The sequence below is a fragment of the uncultured Streptococcus sp. genome (assembly GCF_963528215.1).
GTDB lineage: Bacteria > Bacillota > Bacilli > Lactobacillales > Streptococcaceae > Streptococcus.
In genome coordinates, this window is sequence record NZ_CAURVL010000008.1 from 81303 (window position 1) to 98542 (window position 17240).

The 17240-nt window shown below is 43.8% G+C and carries 18 protein-coding genes and 1 tRNA gene; 2 read left to right on the top strand and 17 right to left on the bottom strand.

Going from position 1 to position 17240, the window contains the following annotated elements; genetic code table 11:
- Nucleotides 1-326 precede the first annotated feature (326 nt).
- On the top strand, nucleotides 327-1604 hold the full coding sequence (gene serS / locus RWS24_RS05160; protein WP_314365996.1) for a serine--tRNA ligase: 1278 nt from the start codon (nucleotides 327-329) through the stop codon (nucleotides 1602-1604).
- Nucleotides 1605-1723: 119 nt separating this feature from the next.
- On the opposite strand, the gene RWS24_RS05165 is transcribed toward serS, so the two are convergent.
- The 16 genes from RWS24_RS05165 to RWS24_RS05240 all read right to left on the bottom strand — a co-directional run bounded on the left by RWS24_RS05165 (nucleotide 1724) and on the right by RWS24_RS05240 (nucleotide 15264).
- Complete coding sequence (locus tag RWS24_RS05165) at nucleotides 1724-2641, bottom strand: TDT family transporter (protein WP_314365997.1); 918 nt, start codon at nucleotides 2639-2641, stop codon at nucleotides 1724-1726.
- 72 nt (nucleotides 2642-2713) lie between these two features.
- Nucleotides 2714-3778: an acyl-CoA dehydrogenase family protein gene (locus tag RWS24_RS05170; RefSeq protein ID WP_314365998.1), complete on the bottom strand. Its 1065-nt coding sequence runs from the start codon at nucleotides 3776-3778 to the stop codon at nucleotides 2714-2716.
- An 18-nt stretch (nucleotides 3779-3796) separates the two neighbouring features.
- Nucleotides 3797-4345, bottom strand: a complete 549-nt coding sequence (locus RWS24_RS05175) for a carboxymuconolactone decarboxylase family protein (RefSeq protein ID WP_009659051.1) — start codon at nucleotides 4343-4345, stop codon at nucleotides 3797-3799.
- A gap of 199 nt (nucleotides 4346-4544) precedes the next feature.
- Entirely contained in the window at nucleotides 4545-5315 is a 771-nt protein-coding gene (locus RWS24_RS05180; RefSeq protein WP_314365999.1) for an acetyl-CoA carboxylase carboxyl transferase subunit alpha, read from the bottom strand.
- Nucleotides 5312-6175 (bottom strand): acetyl-CoA carboxylase, carboxyltransferase subunit beta, encoded by an 864-nt coding sequence (accD, locus tag RWS24_RS05185; RefSeq protein ID WP_002901174.1) that lies wholly within the window; start codon nucleotides 6173-6175, stop codon nucleotides 5312-5314. Before accD ends, RWS24_RS05180 begins: the two co-directional genes overlap by 4 nt.
- A gap of 99 nt (nucleotides 6176-6274) precedes the next feature.
- A complete protein-coding gene (locus RWS24_RS05190; RefSeq protein ID WP_314366000.1) occupies nucleotides 6275-7642 on the bottom strand; it encodes an acetyl-CoA carboxylase biotin carboxylase subunit in 1368 nt (455 codons plus the stop codon).
- Nucleotides 7643-7660: 18 nt separating this feature from the next.
- Nucleotides 7661-8083, bottom strand: a complete 423-nt coding sequence (fabZ, locus tag RWS24_RS05195; RefSeq protein WP_314366001.1) for a 3-hydroxyacyl-ACP dehydratase FabZ — start codon at nucleotides 8081-8083, stop codon at nucleotides 7661-7663.
- Nucleotides 8080-8568, bottom strand: coding sequence for an acetyl-CoA carboxylase biotin carboxyl carrier protein (gene accB, locus RWS24_RS05200; protein ID WP_176798405.1), 489 nt, complete (start codon nucleotides 8566-8568; stop codon nucleotides 8080-8082). Before accB ends, fabZ begins: the two co-directional genes overlap by 4 nt.
- Nucleotides 8569-8574: 6 nt before the next feature.
- Nucleotides 8575-9807, bottom strand: a complete 1233-nt coding sequence (gene fabF / locus RWS24_RS05205) for a beta-ketoacyl-ACP synthase II (RefSeq protein WP_314366002.1) — start codon at nucleotides 9805-9807, stop codon at nucleotides 8575-8577.
- A gap of 64 nt (nucleotides 9808-9871) precedes the next feature.
- Nucleotides 9872-10606 (bottom strand): 3-oxoacyl-[acyl-carrier-protein] reductase, encoded by a 735-nt coding sequence (fabG, locus tag RWS24_RS05210; protein ID WP_314366003.1) that lies wholly within the window; start codon nucleotides 10604-10606, stop codon nucleotides 9872-9874.
- Nucleotides 10607-10618: 12 nt separating this feature from the next.
- Nucleotides 10619-11539: an ACP S-malonyltransferase gene (fabD, locus tag RWS24_RS05215; protein ID WP_314366004.1), complete on the bottom strand. Its 921-nt coding sequence runs from the start codon at nucleotides 11537-11539 to the stop codon at nucleotides 10619-10621.
- Nucleotides 11532-12506: an enoyl-[acyl-carrier-protein] reductase FabK gene (gene fabK / locus RWS24_RS05220; RefSeq protein WP_002896881.1), complete on the bottom strand. Its 975-nt coding sequence runs from the start codon at nucleotides 12504-12506 to the stop codon at nucleotides 11532-11534. The genes fabD and fabK overlap by 8 nt, the downstream gene beginning before the upstream one ends.
- 136 nt (nucleotides 12507-12642) lie before the next feature.
- On the bottom strand, nucleotides 12643-12867 hold the full coding sequence (locus RWS24_RS05225) for an acyl carrier protein (RefSeq protein WP_002893611.1): 225 nt from the start codon (nucleotides 12865-12867) through the stop codon (nucleotides 12643-12645).
- A 55-nt stretch (nucleotides 12868-12922) separates the two neighbouring features.
- Nucleotides 12923-13897, bottom strand: a complete 975-nt coding sequence (locus tag RWS24_RS05230; protein ID WP_002925836.1) for a beta-ketoacyl-ACP synthase III — start codon at nucleotides 13895-13897, stop codon at nucleotides 12923-12925.
- Nucleotides 13897-14331, bottom strand: a complete 435-nt coding sequence (locus RWS24_RS05235; protein WP_002901186.1) for a MarR family winged helix-turn-helix transcriptional regulator — start codon at nucleotides 14329-14331, stop codon at nucleotides 13897-13899. The genes RWS24_RS05230 and RWS24_RS05235 overlap by 1 nt, the downstream gene beginning before the upstream one ends.
- Nucleotides 14332-14472: 141 nt before the next feature.
- Nucleotides 14473-15264: an enoyl-CoA hydratase gene (locus RWS24_RS05240; RefSeq protein ID WP_247908707.1), complete on the bottom strand. Its 792-nt coding sequence runs from the start codon at nucleotides 15262-15264 to the stop codon at nucleotides 14473-14475.
- 250 nt (nucleotides 15265-15514) lie between these two features.
- Here RWS24_RS05240 and RWS24_RS05245 point away from each other — a divergent pair, with 250 nt between their 5' ends.
- Nucleotides 15515-16879, top strand: a complete 1365-nt coding sequence (locus RWS24_RS05245) for an aspartate kinase (protein WP_314366005.1) — start codon at nucleotides 15515-15517, stop codon at nucleotides 16877-16879.
- A gap of 228 nt (nucleotides 16880-17107) precedes the next feature.
- Here RWS24_RS05245 and RWS24_RS05250 read toward each other — a convergent pair.
- Nucleotides 17108-17181, bottom strand: a tRNA-Asn gene (locus tag RWS24_RS05250).
- Between the last annotated feature and the right edge of the window lie 59 nt (nucleotides 17182-17240).

Genomic DNA, 17240 nt, shown 5'->3' on the forward strand with positions numbered 1-17240 from the left:
CTTTAGATAACAACGTTACCTTTATCTAAAGATAACATAGTTATCTTTAGATAAAGGTAACATAGTTATCTTTTTCTGTCAAGATTTTTCCTATCCTAGGATTTACATTTTCCGGAAAATCCTGTATAATAGTCGAAACGGATAAGTACTATTGGACACTTTTCAGAAAGTCTGCGGCGGCTGTGAGCAGATAAGGAGAAAATAGGAAATTCTACCGTTAGTTTAAAAATGAATAATTAAGCAAGTGCACTTTTGTGAAGTTGGATGGAACCGCGGTTATGCCGCTCCAACAGTTTCATAAAGTGCTTTTATTTTTGGAGGTACCTATGTTAGATTTAAAACGCATCCGTACGGACTTTGATTCTGTCGCTGAAAAATTGGCTACGAGAGGTGTTGACGCCGCTACCCTCAACCAAATGAAAACCATTGACAAAGAACGTCGGGATTTATTGGTCAAGGTCGAAGAACTCAAGGCAGAGCGCAATACTGTTTCTGCTGAAATTGCTCAAGCTAAACGCAACAAAGAAAATGCAGATAATAAGATTGCTGCTATGCAAAAACTTTCTGCTGAAGTCAAGAACTTAGACGCAAGCTTGGCTGAGCTGGATGCTAAGTTGACTGAGTTCACTACCACTCTGCCTAACATCCCGCACGAAAGTGTTCCTGTCGGAGCAGATGAGGACGAAAACGTCGAAGTCCGTCGCTGGGGGACACCTCGCCAATTTGACTTTGAAGCTAAGGCACACTGGGATTTGGGTGAGGATTTGGACATCTTAGACTGGGAGCGTGGGGCAAAAGTTACTGGTGCTCGTTTCCTCTTCTATAAGGGCTTAGGAGCTCGATTAGAGCGTGCTATCTACAACTTCATGCTGGATGAGCATGGCAAAGAAGGCTACACAGAAGTCATCACTCCCTACATGGTCAACCATGATTCTATGTTTGGGACAGGGCAATATCCTAAGTTCAAAGAAGATACGTTTGAGCTAAGCGATACCAACTTCGTTCTGATTCCAACTGCTGAAGTTCCACTGACCAACTACTATCGAGACGAAATTCTAGACGGCAAAGAATTGCCAATCTACTTCACAGCTATGAGCCCATCATTCCGCTCTGAAGCTGGCTCTGCTGGTCGTGACACGCGCGGTCTCATCCGTCTGCACCAATTCCACAAGGTTGAAATGGTTAAGTTTGCCAAGCCAGAAGAGTCTTATGAAGAGCTAGAAAAGATGACAGTCAACGCTGAAAACATCCTGCAAAAGCTGAACTTGCCTTATCGTGTTGTAGCTCTTTGTACTGGAGATATGGGCTTCTCTGCTGCTAAGACCTACGACTTGGAAGTTTGGATTCCTGCTCAGAACACCTACCGTGAAATCTCTAGTTGCTCTAACACAGAAGATTTTCAAGCCCGTCGAGCTCAAATCCGCTACCGTGACGAAGCAGATGGCAAGGTCAAACTCCTTCATACTCTCAACGGTTCTGGACTGGCTGTCGGACGCACAGTAGCAGCTATCTTAGAAAATTACCAAAACGAAGATGGCTCTGTGACTATCCCAGAGGTTCTGCGTCCGTATATGGGTGGATTAGAAGTTATAGCGCCAAAATAAAAAGCAGATTATCCCGACACTTTGCCCTCATCAGTCGGTCTAAATGCAGACTTATTTTGCTAAAATAAAAAAATCCGAGATTAACTCAGAGAAAATCAAAAACAGAGTTTCAAAGAGTATCATCTCGGATTTTTTGTTATCTTTCTGGCTCGCAATGAGACTGTATAGTAAAAACAAACATAGAGGACGATTACGAAAGCTAGCAGAGCTTCTGCATGACTTAGCCAAACAAGCCAGGTCCAACCTAGATAATCAAGTCCTAGTTTCAGGGCAAAAGCTGTATTGACAAGAGGAAAGGTCAAGGCTGACCAGCTAAGCTGAGGCCCCAGTCGGAAAATGCGGGGTAAAAGACATAAAACCAAGAGATAAAAGGCCTGCGATAAGAGGAGCAGCAAGGCGACAAACCAACCTTCAGCATCAGAACCAGCCAGACGGATATAACTTCCCAACAGGAGCGAGAAAGGTGCACAGTAAATGGCCCACTGTGGCTTTAAAGTATCTGGCATCCTTTGTGACCGCCTAACCTTGTAAAACAAGGGATAGAGAATCAAACTCAGTAGCAGAGCAAAAAACCAAGCCAAATAGCCCAAAAGCAGCTGATGAACTACTCCCTGGGTCAAGCTTGCCATGGCCAATCCAACATAGAGAACCGTCCAGCTCGGGGTCAAAGATAATCCCTCAGCCTTAAGCACATACTTCCATGTAAAGATAGCTATTAGAACAATATGCAGCAACAAGGCCATGTACCAAATTAATTGGCTTATCCAAAGTAAACCAAGCTTGTTCAGGTAAGCAGCTAAGAGCATACTAGCCATTGGATAAGTCGCAAAGCTCGATAAGAAAGGGGCCTTTTGCAAATCTTGCCGATAGTCCGAAAATGACAGTACTAAAGCCAGTGTCAGATAAATCCAAAGTATCAATGCCAGACCATTTAACAAGTGGAAAAAGATAGAATGGTAGTTCAGTAAAAGATTAGCTAAGCCAAATAGGCCAAGAATCAACCCAGATAAGAGAATGGGCGGTCGTTTGCTGTTCACGTAGCAACTCCTTTATAGTAATATATCGAAGCCCCTTTTCAATGACAATCAGACGTTTGTTTGCCATCATTTCTATGAAACTTCTAAAATATGCCGCAGCTGGACTGCACTCGGTGAGACAATGGGAAGAAAAGCTCCTTCGTTCCAACGGCGAATAAAGCCAGAAGTCGAATTACTCAAATATCCTCTGCCTCCACTAGCCTGCAGCTCCAAGAGCAGACTTTGGGCTACCACATCAACTATATCAATTCGCAGCTGGAAGAGCTCCTTAGGACGCTCAACAAAATAACCAGGCTGGAGAAGACCTCTATAGAGCTGATCCTGGATCGCAGTCAGAGCAGCTACTTGCTCCTCCCACTCCTCTCTCAAAATGGAGCGTACTGATAGATTGGCTTCGACCTCTGCCAGCGATTTCTCCGCTAGGCCAAGAGCCAGACCAAACTGATAACCTAGAAAAGTTGGGCGATTTTCCGCCAAAAATTCCAGGGCATCTTGTGCAAGAATCCATTCCTCTTGCAAAGTCACATGGTTAAAGGTTAGGGCAGCTGTATTTCCCCCTTGCAAAGATACAAACTCTAAATCCGCTGAACGGGAGAAATTCTCCGCATCAGACGGGACAGCCAGAACCAACGGCTGGTGGCTCCCGTCTTCGAAACCAGCAACAAATATGCTGAGGAAACGATCCGCGCGAGCATTGGTTACCCAAGGCAGACGCCCCTGGAGATAAAGCTGCCCGTCTTCCTCCACAATAGAGACATTTAACTCTTCTAAGTCCGACAGGAATTTGACAGCATTGGACAGGGCTGTCGCACCTGCATATTCCCCTGACAAGAGCCCTTCCAAATAGTGGTCTCTAAAGTAGGGATTAGGAGATTTTAAAATGTTATCAATAAAGGTCCTTTGCCCCCAAGAGATAAAGGAAGCGGTCAAAGAATGGTGAGCCAGCTCCTTGAGCACTTCAACCACATCCGTATCATTGCCACCTCGGCCTCCCAGCTCTTCTGGAACGCCAACCCGAAAGGCTCCTTCAGCGGCGATACGCTCAATCAGTTGATTGCCTGCTGCACAGGATTCTTTGTCAATTTGGTCGGCGTGGTCATCCAACCAGTTGATAAACTCTTCTGAAAAAAATGTCATTTGCCACCTCCTCAAAGACTAGGCATAAGGCTGCAATTCCGGATTAATTGGCGTGTTGGCCAGATTATTGGCATAATTGCAGAGGGTCGCAAGGCTGACACCCAGAACTACATCCAGAGCATTCTCATGTGTGTAGCCCGCTTCTAGGAAGTCTGCCAAAGCCTCGTCTCCGACCCGTCCCTTAGTATTAATGACAGCAATGGTAAATTTAGCAAGTGTATCTAACTTCGGATCTGTATCAATCGGAGTACGATTGCGCAGAGCCTCCAAAAGATCATCATTCATTTGAATCTGCTTGATTGAAAAAGCTGTATGACCGGCTACACAGAAAGCACAACCGTTGGTAACTGCAGCCGTTATCTGCACTACTTCACGCTCAGTCGGTGTCAGGCTGTTACGGCGATTGATAGCTCCAACCGTCCGATAAGTTTCCAAAGCCGTTGGCGCATTGGCCAAAAGACCGATAAGATTGGGAATGTAGCCACCGTTATCTTTTTGAACAGTTTCCAGGACTTCTTTTACCTCAGCTGGTGCGGACTCAATCGTGTGGATAGTAAATTCTGACATATGAAACCTCATTTCTTTTAATTAGAAACTATCTTAACATAGGACCAATGGCTTGTATAATATATATTTTATATAAGTCCTATAAAGAGAATATAATGCGATTTTTCAAACTAAAATATATTTCCCTCGTAAGGTAGCTCCACATCAATTTCAAACGAGAATTCGAAACGAGAAAAAGAAGCCTTTTGGCTTCGATTTTTTAATATTTCCTAAATCGCTGGTAACGATTTTCCAGTAATTGCTCCAAGGGTAGCTGAGACAGACTATTCAACTCAGTTGCGATTTCTTCTTTCACTGCAGCCAGTAATTCATGGTTGTTAAAGCCTCTTTCAGTAATAACCTTATCTACCACTTCCATCTGCAAGAGCTCGTGTGAAGTAATTTTCATCAGCTCGGCAGCTTCCATAGCGCGGCTACCGTCTTTCCAGAGGATGGAAGCAAAACCTTCCGGACTGAGAACTGCATACATAGAGTTTTCCAGCATCCAGACCTTGTCTGCTACAGCCAAAGCCAAGGCACCACCTGAGCCACCTTCACCAATGATGATGGCAATAATCGGTACTTTGAGATTGCTCATTTCCATCAAGTTACGGGCAATGGCTTCCCCTTGGCCACGTTCCTCAGCACCGACACCAGGATAAGCACCTGCCGTATTGATAAAGGTTACCACAGGACGGCCAAATTTTTCCGCCTGTTTCATGAGGCGCAGAGCCTTACGGTAGCCTTCCGGATGCGGCTGTCCAAAGTTTCGTCGCAAATTATCCTGCAAATTGCGACCCTTTTGAATACCGACCACTGTTACAGGCTGACCATTTAGCGTCCCAATACCGCCAATCACCGCACCGTCATCTCGAAAAGAGCGATCCCCATGCAACTCAACGAAGTTGTCAAAAATTCCTTGTGCAAAATCCAGCGCAGTCAAACGAGCCTGATCACGCGCTTCTTTAATAATCCGAGTGATTTTTGTCATGCTTGACCTCCATGAAATGCTAATAAGGTAGCAAGTGTATCTCTCATGTCACCACGCTTGACGATGGCATCAACAAAACCATGCTCCATGAGAAATTCAGCCTTTTGAAAATCATCTGGCAGCTTCTCACGAACTGTAGACTCAATGACCCGACGCCCGGCAAATCCAACAAGAGCCTGAGTTTCAGCCAGAATAATATCACCCTCCATAGCGAAAGAGGCTGTGACACCACCAGTTGTCGGATCTGTCAAGACAGTCAAATAGAAGAGGCCTGCAGCAGAGTGCCGCTGAACAGCCGCAGAGACCTTAGCCATCTGCATCAAGCTCATAATGCCCTCTTGCATGCGGGCACCGCCAGAAGCCGTAAACAGAACGACTGGCAATTTATGCTCTGTCGCATACTCAAAGAGGCGGGTAATCTTTTCACCCACAACTGTCCCCATAGAAGCCATGATAAAGTTCGAATCCATGATTCCAAGAGCCGTTTTATGCCCCTTGATGCTAGCCGTCCCAGTCAGAACAGCCTCATCAAGTCCCGTCTTCTCACGGGTAAGAGCCAACTTCTCCTGATAGTTTGGGAAGTTCAGAGGATCCTTGGTTTCAATTCCAGTGAACATCTCCTCAAAACTGTTCTCATCCACAGTTAGGTTTAAGCGCTCATGAGCAGAGATACGGAAATTATAGCCACAGTTAGGACACACACTGTCATTCCCAAGATCTTTTTGGTAAATGGTATGCTTACAACCTGGGCATTTCGAAAAGAGTTCGTCTGGTACCTCAGGCTTTGCTTGAGGCTTTTCCCGACTCGCTCGATTAGGATTGATACGGATATATTTATCCTTCTTTGAAAACAAAGCCATCGTTTACGTCTTCTCCTTTTCAAGATTTTATACTCAGGCACATCAAACAGCAAGAGCCGCCGTCTTTTTAGTTTACAGAGCAGCTCTTACATGTCGTATCTATTGTTTCTCTTGATAAGCCGGAAGGAACTTCTCCATGAGAAAGGCTGTGTCATAATCACCAGCAATCACATTGGAATCTGAGATTAAGTCCAGTTGGAAGCCGCTGTTGGTTACAACACCGTCAATTTCTAGTTCATAGAGTGCACGTTGCATCTTCATCAGAGCATCAAAACGATTTTCACCATGAACAATTATCTTCGCAATCATGCTATCGTAGTAAGGGGGGATGGTGTAGCCAGGATAGACGGCCGAATCCACACGCAACCCCACTCCACCGCTTGGTAGATAAACATTTGAAATCTTACCAGGACTCGGCGCAAAGTTAAAGGCTGGATTTTCAGCATTGATCCGACACTCAATCGCATGCCCTCGGATTTCAACATCATCCTGACTGAAGGACAGCTCTTGACCGTTTGCAATCTTGATTTGCTCTTTTACAATATCCACACCAGTAACAAACTCGGTGACTGGATGCTCAACCTGCACCCGAGTGTTCATCTCCATAAAGTAGAATTCACCCTTAACTTCATCAAGCAGAAACTCAATTGTACCAGCATTTTCATAGCCGACAGACTGAGCAGCCCGAACAGCTGCTTCACCAATCTGCTGGCGCAGGGTTTTACCAATCGCCACAGATGGACTTTCTTCCAGCACTTTCTGATTATTACGCTGCAAAGAGCAATCCCGCTCGCCCAAGTGGACCACATGCCCCTGCTGATCTGCCAGAATCTGCACTTCAATATGGCGCGCTGGATAGATGACTCGCTCCATATACATGGCACCATTACCAAAGGCCGCTTTGGCTTCGCTAGATGCAGACTCAAAGGCCGCTACTAAATCCTCAGCCTTTTCAACCTTACGAATGCCCTTGCCGCCGCCGCCAGCAGAAGCTTTAAGCATGACTGGATAACCAATCTTTTCGGCGACTTCCAAGGCTTCTTCAGAGGTATGAACTTCTCCATCAGATCCTGGGATGACCGGCACTTTCGCCTTAATCATCTGAGCCCGAGCATTAATCTTGTCCCCCATCAAGTCCATAACAGCGCCTGAAGGTCCAATAAACTTAATGCCGACCTCTTCGCACATGGTCGCAAATTTAGAGTTTTCACTCAAAAAACCAAAACCAGGATGAATGGCTTCTGCACCTGTCAGAACAGCAGCAGACAGGACTGCATTCATATTCAGATAAGAATCAGTGGACTTGGCTGGACCGATGCAGACGGCCTCATCAGCCAGTAAGGTATGGAGTGCTTCCTTGTCAGCCGTTGAATAAACAGCTACCGTATCAATTCCCAACTCGCGGGCTGCACGAATAATTCTGACCGCAATTTCCCCACGGTTAGCAATTAAAATTTTACGAAACATGGTGAAAGCTCCTTTTATCTACTGGCCGATCGCAAAGGTCAAAGTACCGCTGGCTGCAAGTTTTCCATCAACTTCTGCTTTCGCCTCTACAACCGCAATCGTTCCGCGGCGCTTGACAAACTTAGCTGTCATAATCAGCTGGTCACCTGGTACAACTTGCTTCTTGAACTTAACCTTGTCCATGCCAGCATAGAAGACCAGTTTGCCCTTATTTTCTTCTTTAGACAATTCCAGCACACCAGCCGTTTGAGCCAAAGCTTCCATGATTAAGACACCTGGCATAACAGGATATTGAGGAAAATGTCCGTTAAAGAATGGCTCATTGACTGTCACATTTTTCAGAGCAATAATCTCATCTTCACTAACTTCCAAAACGCGGTCTACCAAAAGCATTGGGTAGCGGTGCGGAAGTGCTTCTTTTATTGCATTGATATCAATCATTTGATGCGTACCAGCCCTTTCCCAAATTCAACCATTTCTTCATTCTGAACCAGAATTTCTGTAACCAGACCATCTTTAGGTGCTGGAACTTCATTCATGACTTTCATTGCTTCAATAATCATCAGGGTTTGACCTTTTTTAACTTGGTCTCCAACTGATACAAACGGCGGCTTGTCTGGACCAGCTGCTAAGTAAGCCACACCAACCAAAGGACTTTCCACAACATCACCTTCAGCAGCAGGTGCCGGAGCTTCTGAAACTGTTTCTGGCTCTGCAGGCGGAGCTGCTTGAGGAGTTGGCTCAATCACAGGCGCACTCGCAGCCTGCAAAGGTGCAGCAATTGGAGCTGCACTGGCTGTTGGAACTGCAACCTGACCTTCATTCTTACTAAAAGTTAGCTCATCGCTCTGATTTTTGTAAGAAAACTCACGCAGACTAGACTGGTCAAACTGTGCCATTAAATCTTTAATTTCGTTGATATTCATAGATTTTTAAGCCTCCCAGCGTTTAAAGGCAAGAACGGCATTGTGACCGCCAAAGCCAAATGTATTGGAAATCGCATAAGGGATTTCCTGTTCCTTACCTTGACCGTAAATAACGTTGGCTTCAATATAGTCTGGCAGCTCTGTTGTACCAGCTGTTTTTGGCACATAGCTATGACGCATTGCTTCAATCGTCGCAATAGCCTCAACTGCGCCCGCCGCTCCGAGCAGGTGTCCTGTAAAGGATTTAGTTGAAGACACCGCTACATCTTTACCAAAGACAGAAACAATGGCTCCGCTTTCACCTTTTTCGTTAGCAGGGGTTGATGTACCATGAGCATTGACATAAGCTACATCTTTTGGCTCAATTTCAGCTTCTTCAACCGCTTGTTTGATAGCCTTGATAGCTCCCAAACCTTCTGGATGCGGAGAAGTCATATGGTAAGCGTCACAAGTATGACCGTATCCTACCACCTCAGCCAAGATAGTAGCTCCGCGTTTCTCAGCATGTTCCAAACTTTCCAGAACTAGCATACCAGAACCTTCACCCATGACAAAACCATTGCGGTCCTTATCAAAAGGAATAGAAGCGCGCTTAGGATCTTCTGTGGTAGAAAGAGCAGTCAGAGCTTGGAAACCAGCAATCGCAAATGGTGTAATAGAAGCCTCTGAACCACCGACCAGCATGATATCTTGATAACCGAACTTAATTAAGCGGAAAGCTTCACCAATCGCATCGTTTGCTGAGGCACAGGCTGTATTGACAGACTTACAGATACCATTGGCTCCAAAGCGCATAGCCACATTTCCCGCCCCCATATTTGGCAGGGCTTTTGGCAAGGTCAAAGGTTTGATACGTTTAGGACCTTTTTCATGCAAGCGAACAACCTGTTCTTCAATTTCCTGAATCCCGCCGATACCTGAAGCTACAATGACACCAAAGCGATCCTTATCCAGCGCATCTACATCTAAGTGAGCATTGTTGACCGCTTCTTGAGAAGCATAAAGCGCATAAAGAGTGTAATTATCATAACGGTTGGTATCCTTTTTGACAAAATATTTATCAAAAGGGAAATCCTGAATTTCCGCCGCATTGTGAACACTATATTCACTATGATCAAATTTAGTAATTGGACCGATTCCAATGTTACCTTCTTTTAAGTTATTCCAGAATTCTTCTGGAGTATTCCCGATAGGTGAAGTTAAGCCGTATCCTGTTACAACAACTCGATTAAGTTTCATATTGAGCTCCTTTATTTAGATGAATCAACTGATTTTATACTCGTTAATATTCAAAAACTGTGACTTACTGCATGGTAAAGCCGCCATCAATCGTGAGGACTTGTCCCGTCAAATATTCCTGACTTGCTAAGAAGAGTGCAACATCTGCAACTTCTTCTGGAGTACCAAAACGTTTCATTGGAATGAGTGCCAGAGACGCAGCCTTTACTTTTTCTGGAAGTACATCTGTCATATCAGATGCGATAAAACCAGGGGCAATACAGTTGACACGGATATTACGCGCTGCTACCTCACGGGCAACTGATTTAGAAAAACCAATCAGACCAGCCTTGGAAGCTGCATAGTTAGCCTGACCGACATTCCCTGCCAGACCAACGACACTTGACAGACTGATGATAGCACCCTGACGAGCTTTTGTCATCGGTTTCAGGACTGATTGTGTCATATTGAATGTCCCAGTAAGATTCACTTTCAGCACCTGCTCAAAATCTTCTTCCGTCATTTTCAGCATGAGCTTATCACGTGTAATACCAGCGTTATTGATCAGTACATCAACAGATCCCAAGGCTGCAACAGCTTCTTCTACCATTCGCTGGGCATCTTCAGCTTTGGAAACATCTCCAATAACAGTTACAACTTTCCCAGAATAGCCGGCAAATCCAGCCAAAACATCATCAGAAATCTCCGCTAGTCCGTTTAAGATGATATTGGCACCTACACTAGCAAATTTATGCGCAATTGCCAATCCAATTCCGCGAGCGGACCCAGTAATTAATACATTCTTGTTTTGTAATTCCATGATGATTCCTCATTATTTTTCTAGAAGAGCATTTAAACTTTCTACATCTTCAACTTGGCGGACATCCGCAGACTTATCAATTTTCTTAATAAAACCAGACAGAACTTTGCCGGGACCAATTTCGATAAACTCAGTCACACCAGCTTCCTGCATTTTAGCAATGCTGTCATAGAAACGCACTGGCTCCATTACCTGACGAGTCAAAAGCTCTCTGACTCTCTCTTTTTCCATCACAGTTGCTTCTGTATTTCCGACTAATGGCCGCACAAAATCTGAAAACTCAACTGTTTCTAACACTTCTGCCAATCGTTCGCTGGCTGGCTTTAAAAGCGCTGTATGGAAAGGTCCGGATACATTGAGCGGGATTAAGCGCTTGACACCGGCATCTTTCAAAAGCTCCACAGCCTTGTCCACCGCTGCTACTTCTCCGCCGATAACGATTTGACTAGGCGTATTATAGTTAGCTGGTGAGACTACACCAATAGCACTTGCTTCTTGACAGACCCCTTCAATGAGAGAAACTTCTGCATTTAAAACTGCGACCATTTTCCCAGAACCAGCTGGAGCCGCCTCTTCCATGAAGCTACCACGCTTAGCAACCAAGGCCACCGCCGTCTTGAAATCAAGGGCTCCCGCAGCCACCAAGGCAGAATATTCTCCAAGAGAGAGACCCGCTACCATGTCAGGCTCTACTCCCTTATCAGCTAAGAGGCGATAAATAGCTACTGAAGTCGTTAAAATAGCCGGTTGCGTATAGCGAGTTTGATTGAGCTTTTCCTCATCCTGATCGATCAAAGCTCGGACATCATAGCCTAGAACTTGGCTAGCCTCATCAAAAGTTGACCGCACAAGCACATACTGATCATAAAGCTCGCGCCCCATTCCAAGATACTGCGCTCCCTGACCGGCGAAGAGAAAGGCTCTTTTAGTCATTTCTAGTTACTCCTGCCCAACGTTTTGCTTCCTGCTGAATCTTCTCAGCAGCACCATAGTAGATATCTTTGAGGATTTCTTCGACTGTTTCTTCCTTACTGATTAAACCAGCAATTTGACCAGACATGACGGAGCCATTTTCCACATCTCCGCGAACAACCGCATTGGCCAAAGCACCAGCACCCAGATTTTCAAAAACAGTCAAATCCGGATTTTCTTGCTTGAAGGCTTCTTTTTCTGCCTTTTCGAAATCACGCGTCAGCTTATTCTTGATAGCCCGGACTGCATGACCGAAATGCTGAGCAGAGATAGTCGTATCAATATCGCGAGCCTTCAAAATCATGTCTTTATAGTTTTGATGGGCATTGGATTCCTTAGCAACGACAAAGCGTGTACCGACCTGAACGGCCTCGGCTCCAAGCATAAATCCAGCTGCAGCTCCAGAACCGTCCGCAATACCACCGGCAGCAATAACCGGAATGCTAACTGCTTCTGCAACCTGACGAACCAAGGACATGGTAGTCAATTTTCCGATGTGGCCACCAGCTTCCATACCTTCTGCGATGACTGCATCCGCACCGATCTTTTCCATCCGCTTAGCCAAGGCCACACTTGGCACAACAGGGATAACTGTAATCCCCGCTTCATGGAAACGAGCCATGTGCTTGCTTGGATTACCCGCACCAGTTGTTACTACTTTTACTCCCTCTTCAATGACGAGATCCACAATGTCATCTGCAAAAGGAGAAAGGAGCATGATGTTAACTCCGAAAGGACGGTCCGTCAAAGACTTAATCTTGTCAATATTAGCCTTTACCACTTCCTTGGGTGCATTTCCGCCACCGATGATACCAAGACCGCCAGCTTTTGAAACTGCGCCAGCCAAGTCACCATCAGCAACCCAGGCCATTCCGCCTTGGAAAATAGGATAATCAATATTCAATAATTCTGTAATACGTGTTTGCATAATACCTTCCTTTTATCATTGCTTAAGTAATAGCTTGATCTCAAACTATCACATACTGGATGTATTTTCTTTACTTTGACAGTCAAACTATTACCTAAACAAGAGAGAATATCTTTCGATACTCTCAGTTACTTGCTTATTTAGTTTTTTCTTCTACATAAGCAACCAAATCACCAACTGTGTTCAAACCTTCTTCAGTTTCGATTTGGATGTCAAATGCATCTTCAATTTCTGAAATCACTTGGAACAAATCCAATGAATCTGCTTCAAGATCATCGAAAGTTGACTCAAGAGTAACTTCTGATGGCTCTTTGCCAAGTTCTTCAACGATAATTTCTTGTACTTTTTCAAATACTGCCATGGATAGACTCCTTTAAAAATAAAATATTTTTTATCATGTGTTTCCACTTGATTAACTAAATTGTAACAATAAGCGTGCCCCATGTCAAACCTCCACCGAAACCTGACATCAAAATTGTCTGATTTCCGTTCAGTTTGATTAGTCCTTGCTCGACACACTCAGATAATAAAATCGGGATGCTAGCTGCGCTAGTATTACCATATTCCATCATGTTGGCCGGAAGTTTCTCACGAGCAACACCAAGCTTCTTAGCCATTTTATCCAAAATACGGATATTGGCTTGATGCAGCAACAGAAAATCCAAATCTTCCGCTGAAAGCTGACTGCTTTCGATGGTTTCTTTGATAGAACGAGCAACATCACGAATAGCAAAGTCGAAAATAGCTCGACCGTCCATTGTCAGATAAGGTTGATTCTCACCTTTTTCAGAAAAAGGTGAAGCCAAACCCATTTTTCCGCAGGTCAGACTATCTCCGCGAGATCCGTCCGTAAACTGACTTTCTGCCAAAAAATGCTGTTCTGAAGCACTTTCCAACAGTACACCGCCAGCACCATCTCCGAAGAGAACAGCCGTTGAACGATCCGACCAATCTACCGTCTTAGAAAGGGTCTCACTACCTATGATTAGACCTTTTTGATAACGGCCAGAAGAAATTAATTTTTCCCCAGTTGATAAGGCGAAGATAAAGCCACTGCAGGCCGCCGTCAGATCAAAGGCAAATGCATTCTTGGCCCCAATATTGGCCTGTACTCTCGCAGCCGTTGAAGGCATTAAAGAATCCGGCGTAATGGTGGCAACAATGATAAAGTCCAGGTCTTGAGCAGAAGTCCCTGACTTTTGCAGCAAATTCTCTGCTACTTTTGTAGCTAAATCACTGGTCGTTTCATCTGACGATAAATGGCGGTTTTTAATCCCAGTTCGACTTGAAATCCACTCATCACTGGTATCCATAATCTCGGCCAGATCATCATTGCTGACAACCTGACGGGGAGCATAATGAGCCACCTGACTAATCTTAGCATAGTTCATTATTTCAAATCCTCTAGGAAACTATATAAATTTTGCAGGCCCTTTTGCATCACTTGTCTCTCTTCTGGACTCATCCCATCCACTACCTGCATGACCATGCGGTTGTGGAATCGCTTGTGAAGACGATACAAAAGCCGCCCATTCTTTGTCAAATTCAGATGTACCACACGACGGTCAACTTCCGACCGACGCCGCTCAATATAACCCTTACGCTCCAAATTATTCAAACTGGTTGTAACAGTTCCCAAAGTAACCATCAATTCTCGTGATATATCACTTGGAGTAGCATTTGGGGTTGTTCCAATGACATCTATTGTATGCATTTCCTTAATGGAGACATCGTTGAAGCGACTGCTTCTTAGGCTCGATTCTTCAATAACCAAGACATTATTGAAAATAGACGTTAAGTAATCATTTACTAACTGAAAATTCAAAACCAACCCTCCTTAAGAAAATACTTTGACAATCAAATTTTATCAGATAGAAAAGTAATTTGCAAGCTTTTTTGAAAATTAATTTGATTTTCAAATATTTTTGTAAACAACTTGCAAAATAAGCAACCTTGAACCAATACATTATTTACCAGTGAAGTTTGGACGACGTTTCTCAGAATAAGCCCGAACACCTTCTTTGAAATCCTCTGTGAAAGCCAGCGATTTCTGCAGTTCCAACTCTAGTTCTGCATACTCAGACCAGCCGCTGAACAAACTCTTCCAGACCATTTCTTTCATGGCTCTGTAAGAATTCAGAGAGCCACGTTTCAGCTTCTTGAGCAACTGTTCCGTTGTTTTTTCTAATTTCTCTGCTTCACAGACTTTATAAAGCAAGCCATAATCCAGAGCTTTCTCTGCAGTCAGAGCTTCCCCAGTCATAACCAGATGGGTCGCCCGAGTCACCCCAATAGCACGAGTCAGTAAGAAAAGACCGCCAGCATCTGGCGCCAGACCAACTCCGACAAATGCTTGAATGAAACGGGATTTTTCAGTCGCAATACAGAAATCCGCTGCAACGACCATATTGGCAGCCGCACCAGCAACAGGACCATCAACACTCATGATAACTGGCTTAGGAAGGCGTTTCATAGCAAAAGAAATATCATTGACCAATTCAGCGATTTTCACCAAGGATTGGACATCATCATCACTGACTGCTCTCTGCATCTCAGCCAAGTCTCCACCCACTGAAAAAACCTTTCCATTCGCATTGATAACTAAAAATTTGACGGACTCATCCTTAGCAGCAAGTTCAATAGCCTCTAAAATTTCCTCACACATAGGAATATTAAAGCCATTTGAAACTTCAGGACGATTGAAAGTAATCGTTGCTACTTCATCTGCTACATGATAGAGAATTCCATTAAATGTCATTTCAGCTCCATTCCCGACCTGATCTCAAATCAGCCGTTTTATTTTATTCTTAAATAATTTGATATTCAAATTATACACAACTTATATTTTATCATAAAATATAAAAGAAAGGAAATAAAAAATGGGAAAAATTAGATGCTCTTCAAATTTGAAGTGTAAAAGTAATAATTTGGATAAAAATAGTATAAAAACAGCGTTTGAATAATTTTCAGAATTTTGTTATAATTTTTAAAATAAGATAGGAGAACCAATGAAAGTTGTAAAATTTGGCGGAAGTTCACTGGCTTCTGCGACTCAATTAGAAAAAGTTTTGAACATTGTCAAATCTGATCCTGAACGTCGATTTGTTGTAGTATCAGCGCCAGGAAAACGCCATGATGACGATATCAAAGTAACCGATGCTCTGATTAAATATTACCGAGAGTATATTGCAGGAAATGATGTCACACCAAACCAACAGTGGATTATCAATCGCTATGCAGATATTGTGGCGGAATTAGGTTTGAAACCAAAAGTTCTGGAGAAAATTTCCAAAAGCATCACAAGCCTTGCAACTTTGCCAATTGAAGATAACGCATTTCTTTATGATACTTTTCTTGCAGCAGGAGAAAACAACAACGCTAAATTAATTGCAGCTTATTTCAGTCAAAATGGCGTTCCAGCTCGCTATGTTCATCCGAGAGAAGCAGGACTCCTTGTTTCCAATGAGCCAGGTAATGCTCGAATTCTCCCTTCCAGCTATGACAAAATAGAAGAACTCAACAATTCTGATGAAGTTCTAGTTATTCCTGGTTTCTTTGGTGTAACTCAAGATGGCCAAATCTGTACATTTTCTCGTGGAGGTTCTGATATTACAGGATCAATCATTGCTGCGGGTGTCAAAGCAGATATTTATGAAAACTTCACTGATGTTGACGGAATCTTTGCTGCCCATCCCGGCATCGTTCACAAGCCACATTCCATTCCTGAGCTAACCTATCGGGAAATGCGAGAATTAGCTTACGCAGGCTTTACAGTTCTCCATGATGAAGCTCTGCTTCCAGCTTACCGCGGCAAAATCCCGCTGGTTATTAAAAATACCAACAACCCAAAACATCCAGGTACTCAAATTGTCCATAAACACAGTAAGGACCATCTCCCGGTCGTTGGGATTGCTGGAGATGCAGGATTTGTCAGCATTAACATGTCCAAGTACTTGATGAACAGAGAAATCGGCTTTGGTAGACGCGTCCTTCAAATTCTAGAAGATTTGAATATTGGTTGGGAGCACATGCCTACAGGAATCGACGACCTCTCTATTATCTTGCGCGAGCGCGAATTAACTCCTATCAAAGAGGAAGAGATCCTTCGACAACTTGTCCAAAAAGCTGAGGTTGATCATGCAGAAATTGAACACGACCTTTCCATTATCATGATTGTTGGTGAAAAAATGAAAAGTCATATCGGGGTTACAGCCACTGCAACCAAAGCTCTTTCAGAAAACAACATCAACATTCAAATGATGTCCCAAGGCTCAAGCGAAGTGTCCATCATGTTTGTTGTTGAAAAAAATCAGGAAAAAGCGGCCATTCGTGCACTTTACCGAGCTTTCTTTGAACCCCAAACACAGGAGTAAGACCAGACCTAGGAACCATTTTTATCAAATAAACTCTAATCAAAAAAGCAGAAACCAGTCTCAGACTAACTTCTGCTTTTTTCATTCAACTATAAAGAATACAAAGTCAAACTTTAAAATACACTAAGTACTAATAGAAGTTTCATAGCTCATCAATAAGACTATAGAATACCTTGTCTCCATTATATCTATCACTAAAAATAAAAAGAGGTAAAAACCTCTTTGAAACTCCGCCAGTAGGACTCGAACCTACGACATCATGATTAACAGTCATGCGCTACTACCAACTGAGCTATGGCGGATAAACGCTAAGCGACTTCCATATCTCACAGGGGGCAACCCCCAACTACTTCCGGCGTTC

Coding starts and splice junctions, on each gene's coding strand:
- serS (WP_314365996.1), top strand. CDS start 327: ATGTTAGATTTAAAACGCATCCGTACGGACTTTGATTCTGTCGCTGAA.
- RWS24_RS05170 (WP_314365998.1), bottom strand. CDS start 3,778: ATGACATTTTTTTCAGAAGAGTTTATCAACTGGTTGGATGACCACGCC.
- RWS24_RS05175 (WP_009659051.1), bottom strand. CDS start 4,345: ATGTCAGAATTTACTATCCACACGATTGAGTCCGCACCAGCTGAGGTA.
- RWS24_RS05180 (WP_314365999.1), bottom strand. CDS start 5,315: ATGACAAAAATCACTCGGATTATTAAAGAAGCGCGTGATCAGGCTCGT.
- accD (WP_002901174.1), bottom strand. CDS start 6,175: ATGGCTTTGTTTTCAAAGAAGGATAAATATATCCGTATCAATCCTAAT.
- RWS24_RS05190 (WP_314366000.1), bottom strand. CDS start 7,642: ATGTTTCGTAAAATTTTAATTGCTAACCGTGGGGAAATTGCGGTCAGA.
- fabZ (WP_314366001.1), bottom strand. CDS start 8,083: ATGATTGATATCAATGCAATAAAAGAAGCACTTCCGCACCGCTACCCA.
- accB (WP_176798405.1), bottom strand. CDS start 8,568: ATGAATATCAACGAAATTAAAGATTTAATGGCACAGTTTGACCAGTCT.
- fabF (WP_314366002.1), bottom strand. CDS start 9,807: ATGAAACTTAATCGAGTTGTTGTAACAGGATACGGCTTAACTTCACCT.
- fabG (WP_314366003.1), bottom strand. CDS start 10,606: ATGGAATTACAAAACAAGAATGTATTAATTACTGGGTCCGCTCGCGGA.
- fabD (WP_314366004.1), bottom strand. CDS start 11,539: ATGACTAAAAGAGCCTTTCTCTTCGCCGGTCAGGGAGCGCAGTATCTT.
- fabK (WP_002896881.1), bottom strand. CDS start 12,506: ATGCAAACACGTATTACAGAATTATTGAATATTGATTATCCTATTTTC.
- RWS24_RS05225 (WP_002893611.1), bottom strand. CDS start 12,867: ATGGCAGTATTTGAAAAAGTACAAGAAATTATCGTTGAAGAACTTGGC.
- RWS24_RS05230 (WP_002925836.1), bottom strand. CDS start 13,897: ATGAACTATGCTAAGATTAGTCAGGTGGCTCATTATGCTCCCCGTCAG.
- RWS24_RS05240 (WP_247908707.1), bottom strand. CDS start 15,264: ATGACATTTAATGGAATTCTCTATCATGTAGCAGATGAAGTAGCAACG.
- RWS24_RS05245 (WP_314366005.1), top strand. CDS start 15,515: ATGAAAGTTGTAAAATTTGGCGGAAGTTCACTGGCTTCTGCGACTCAA.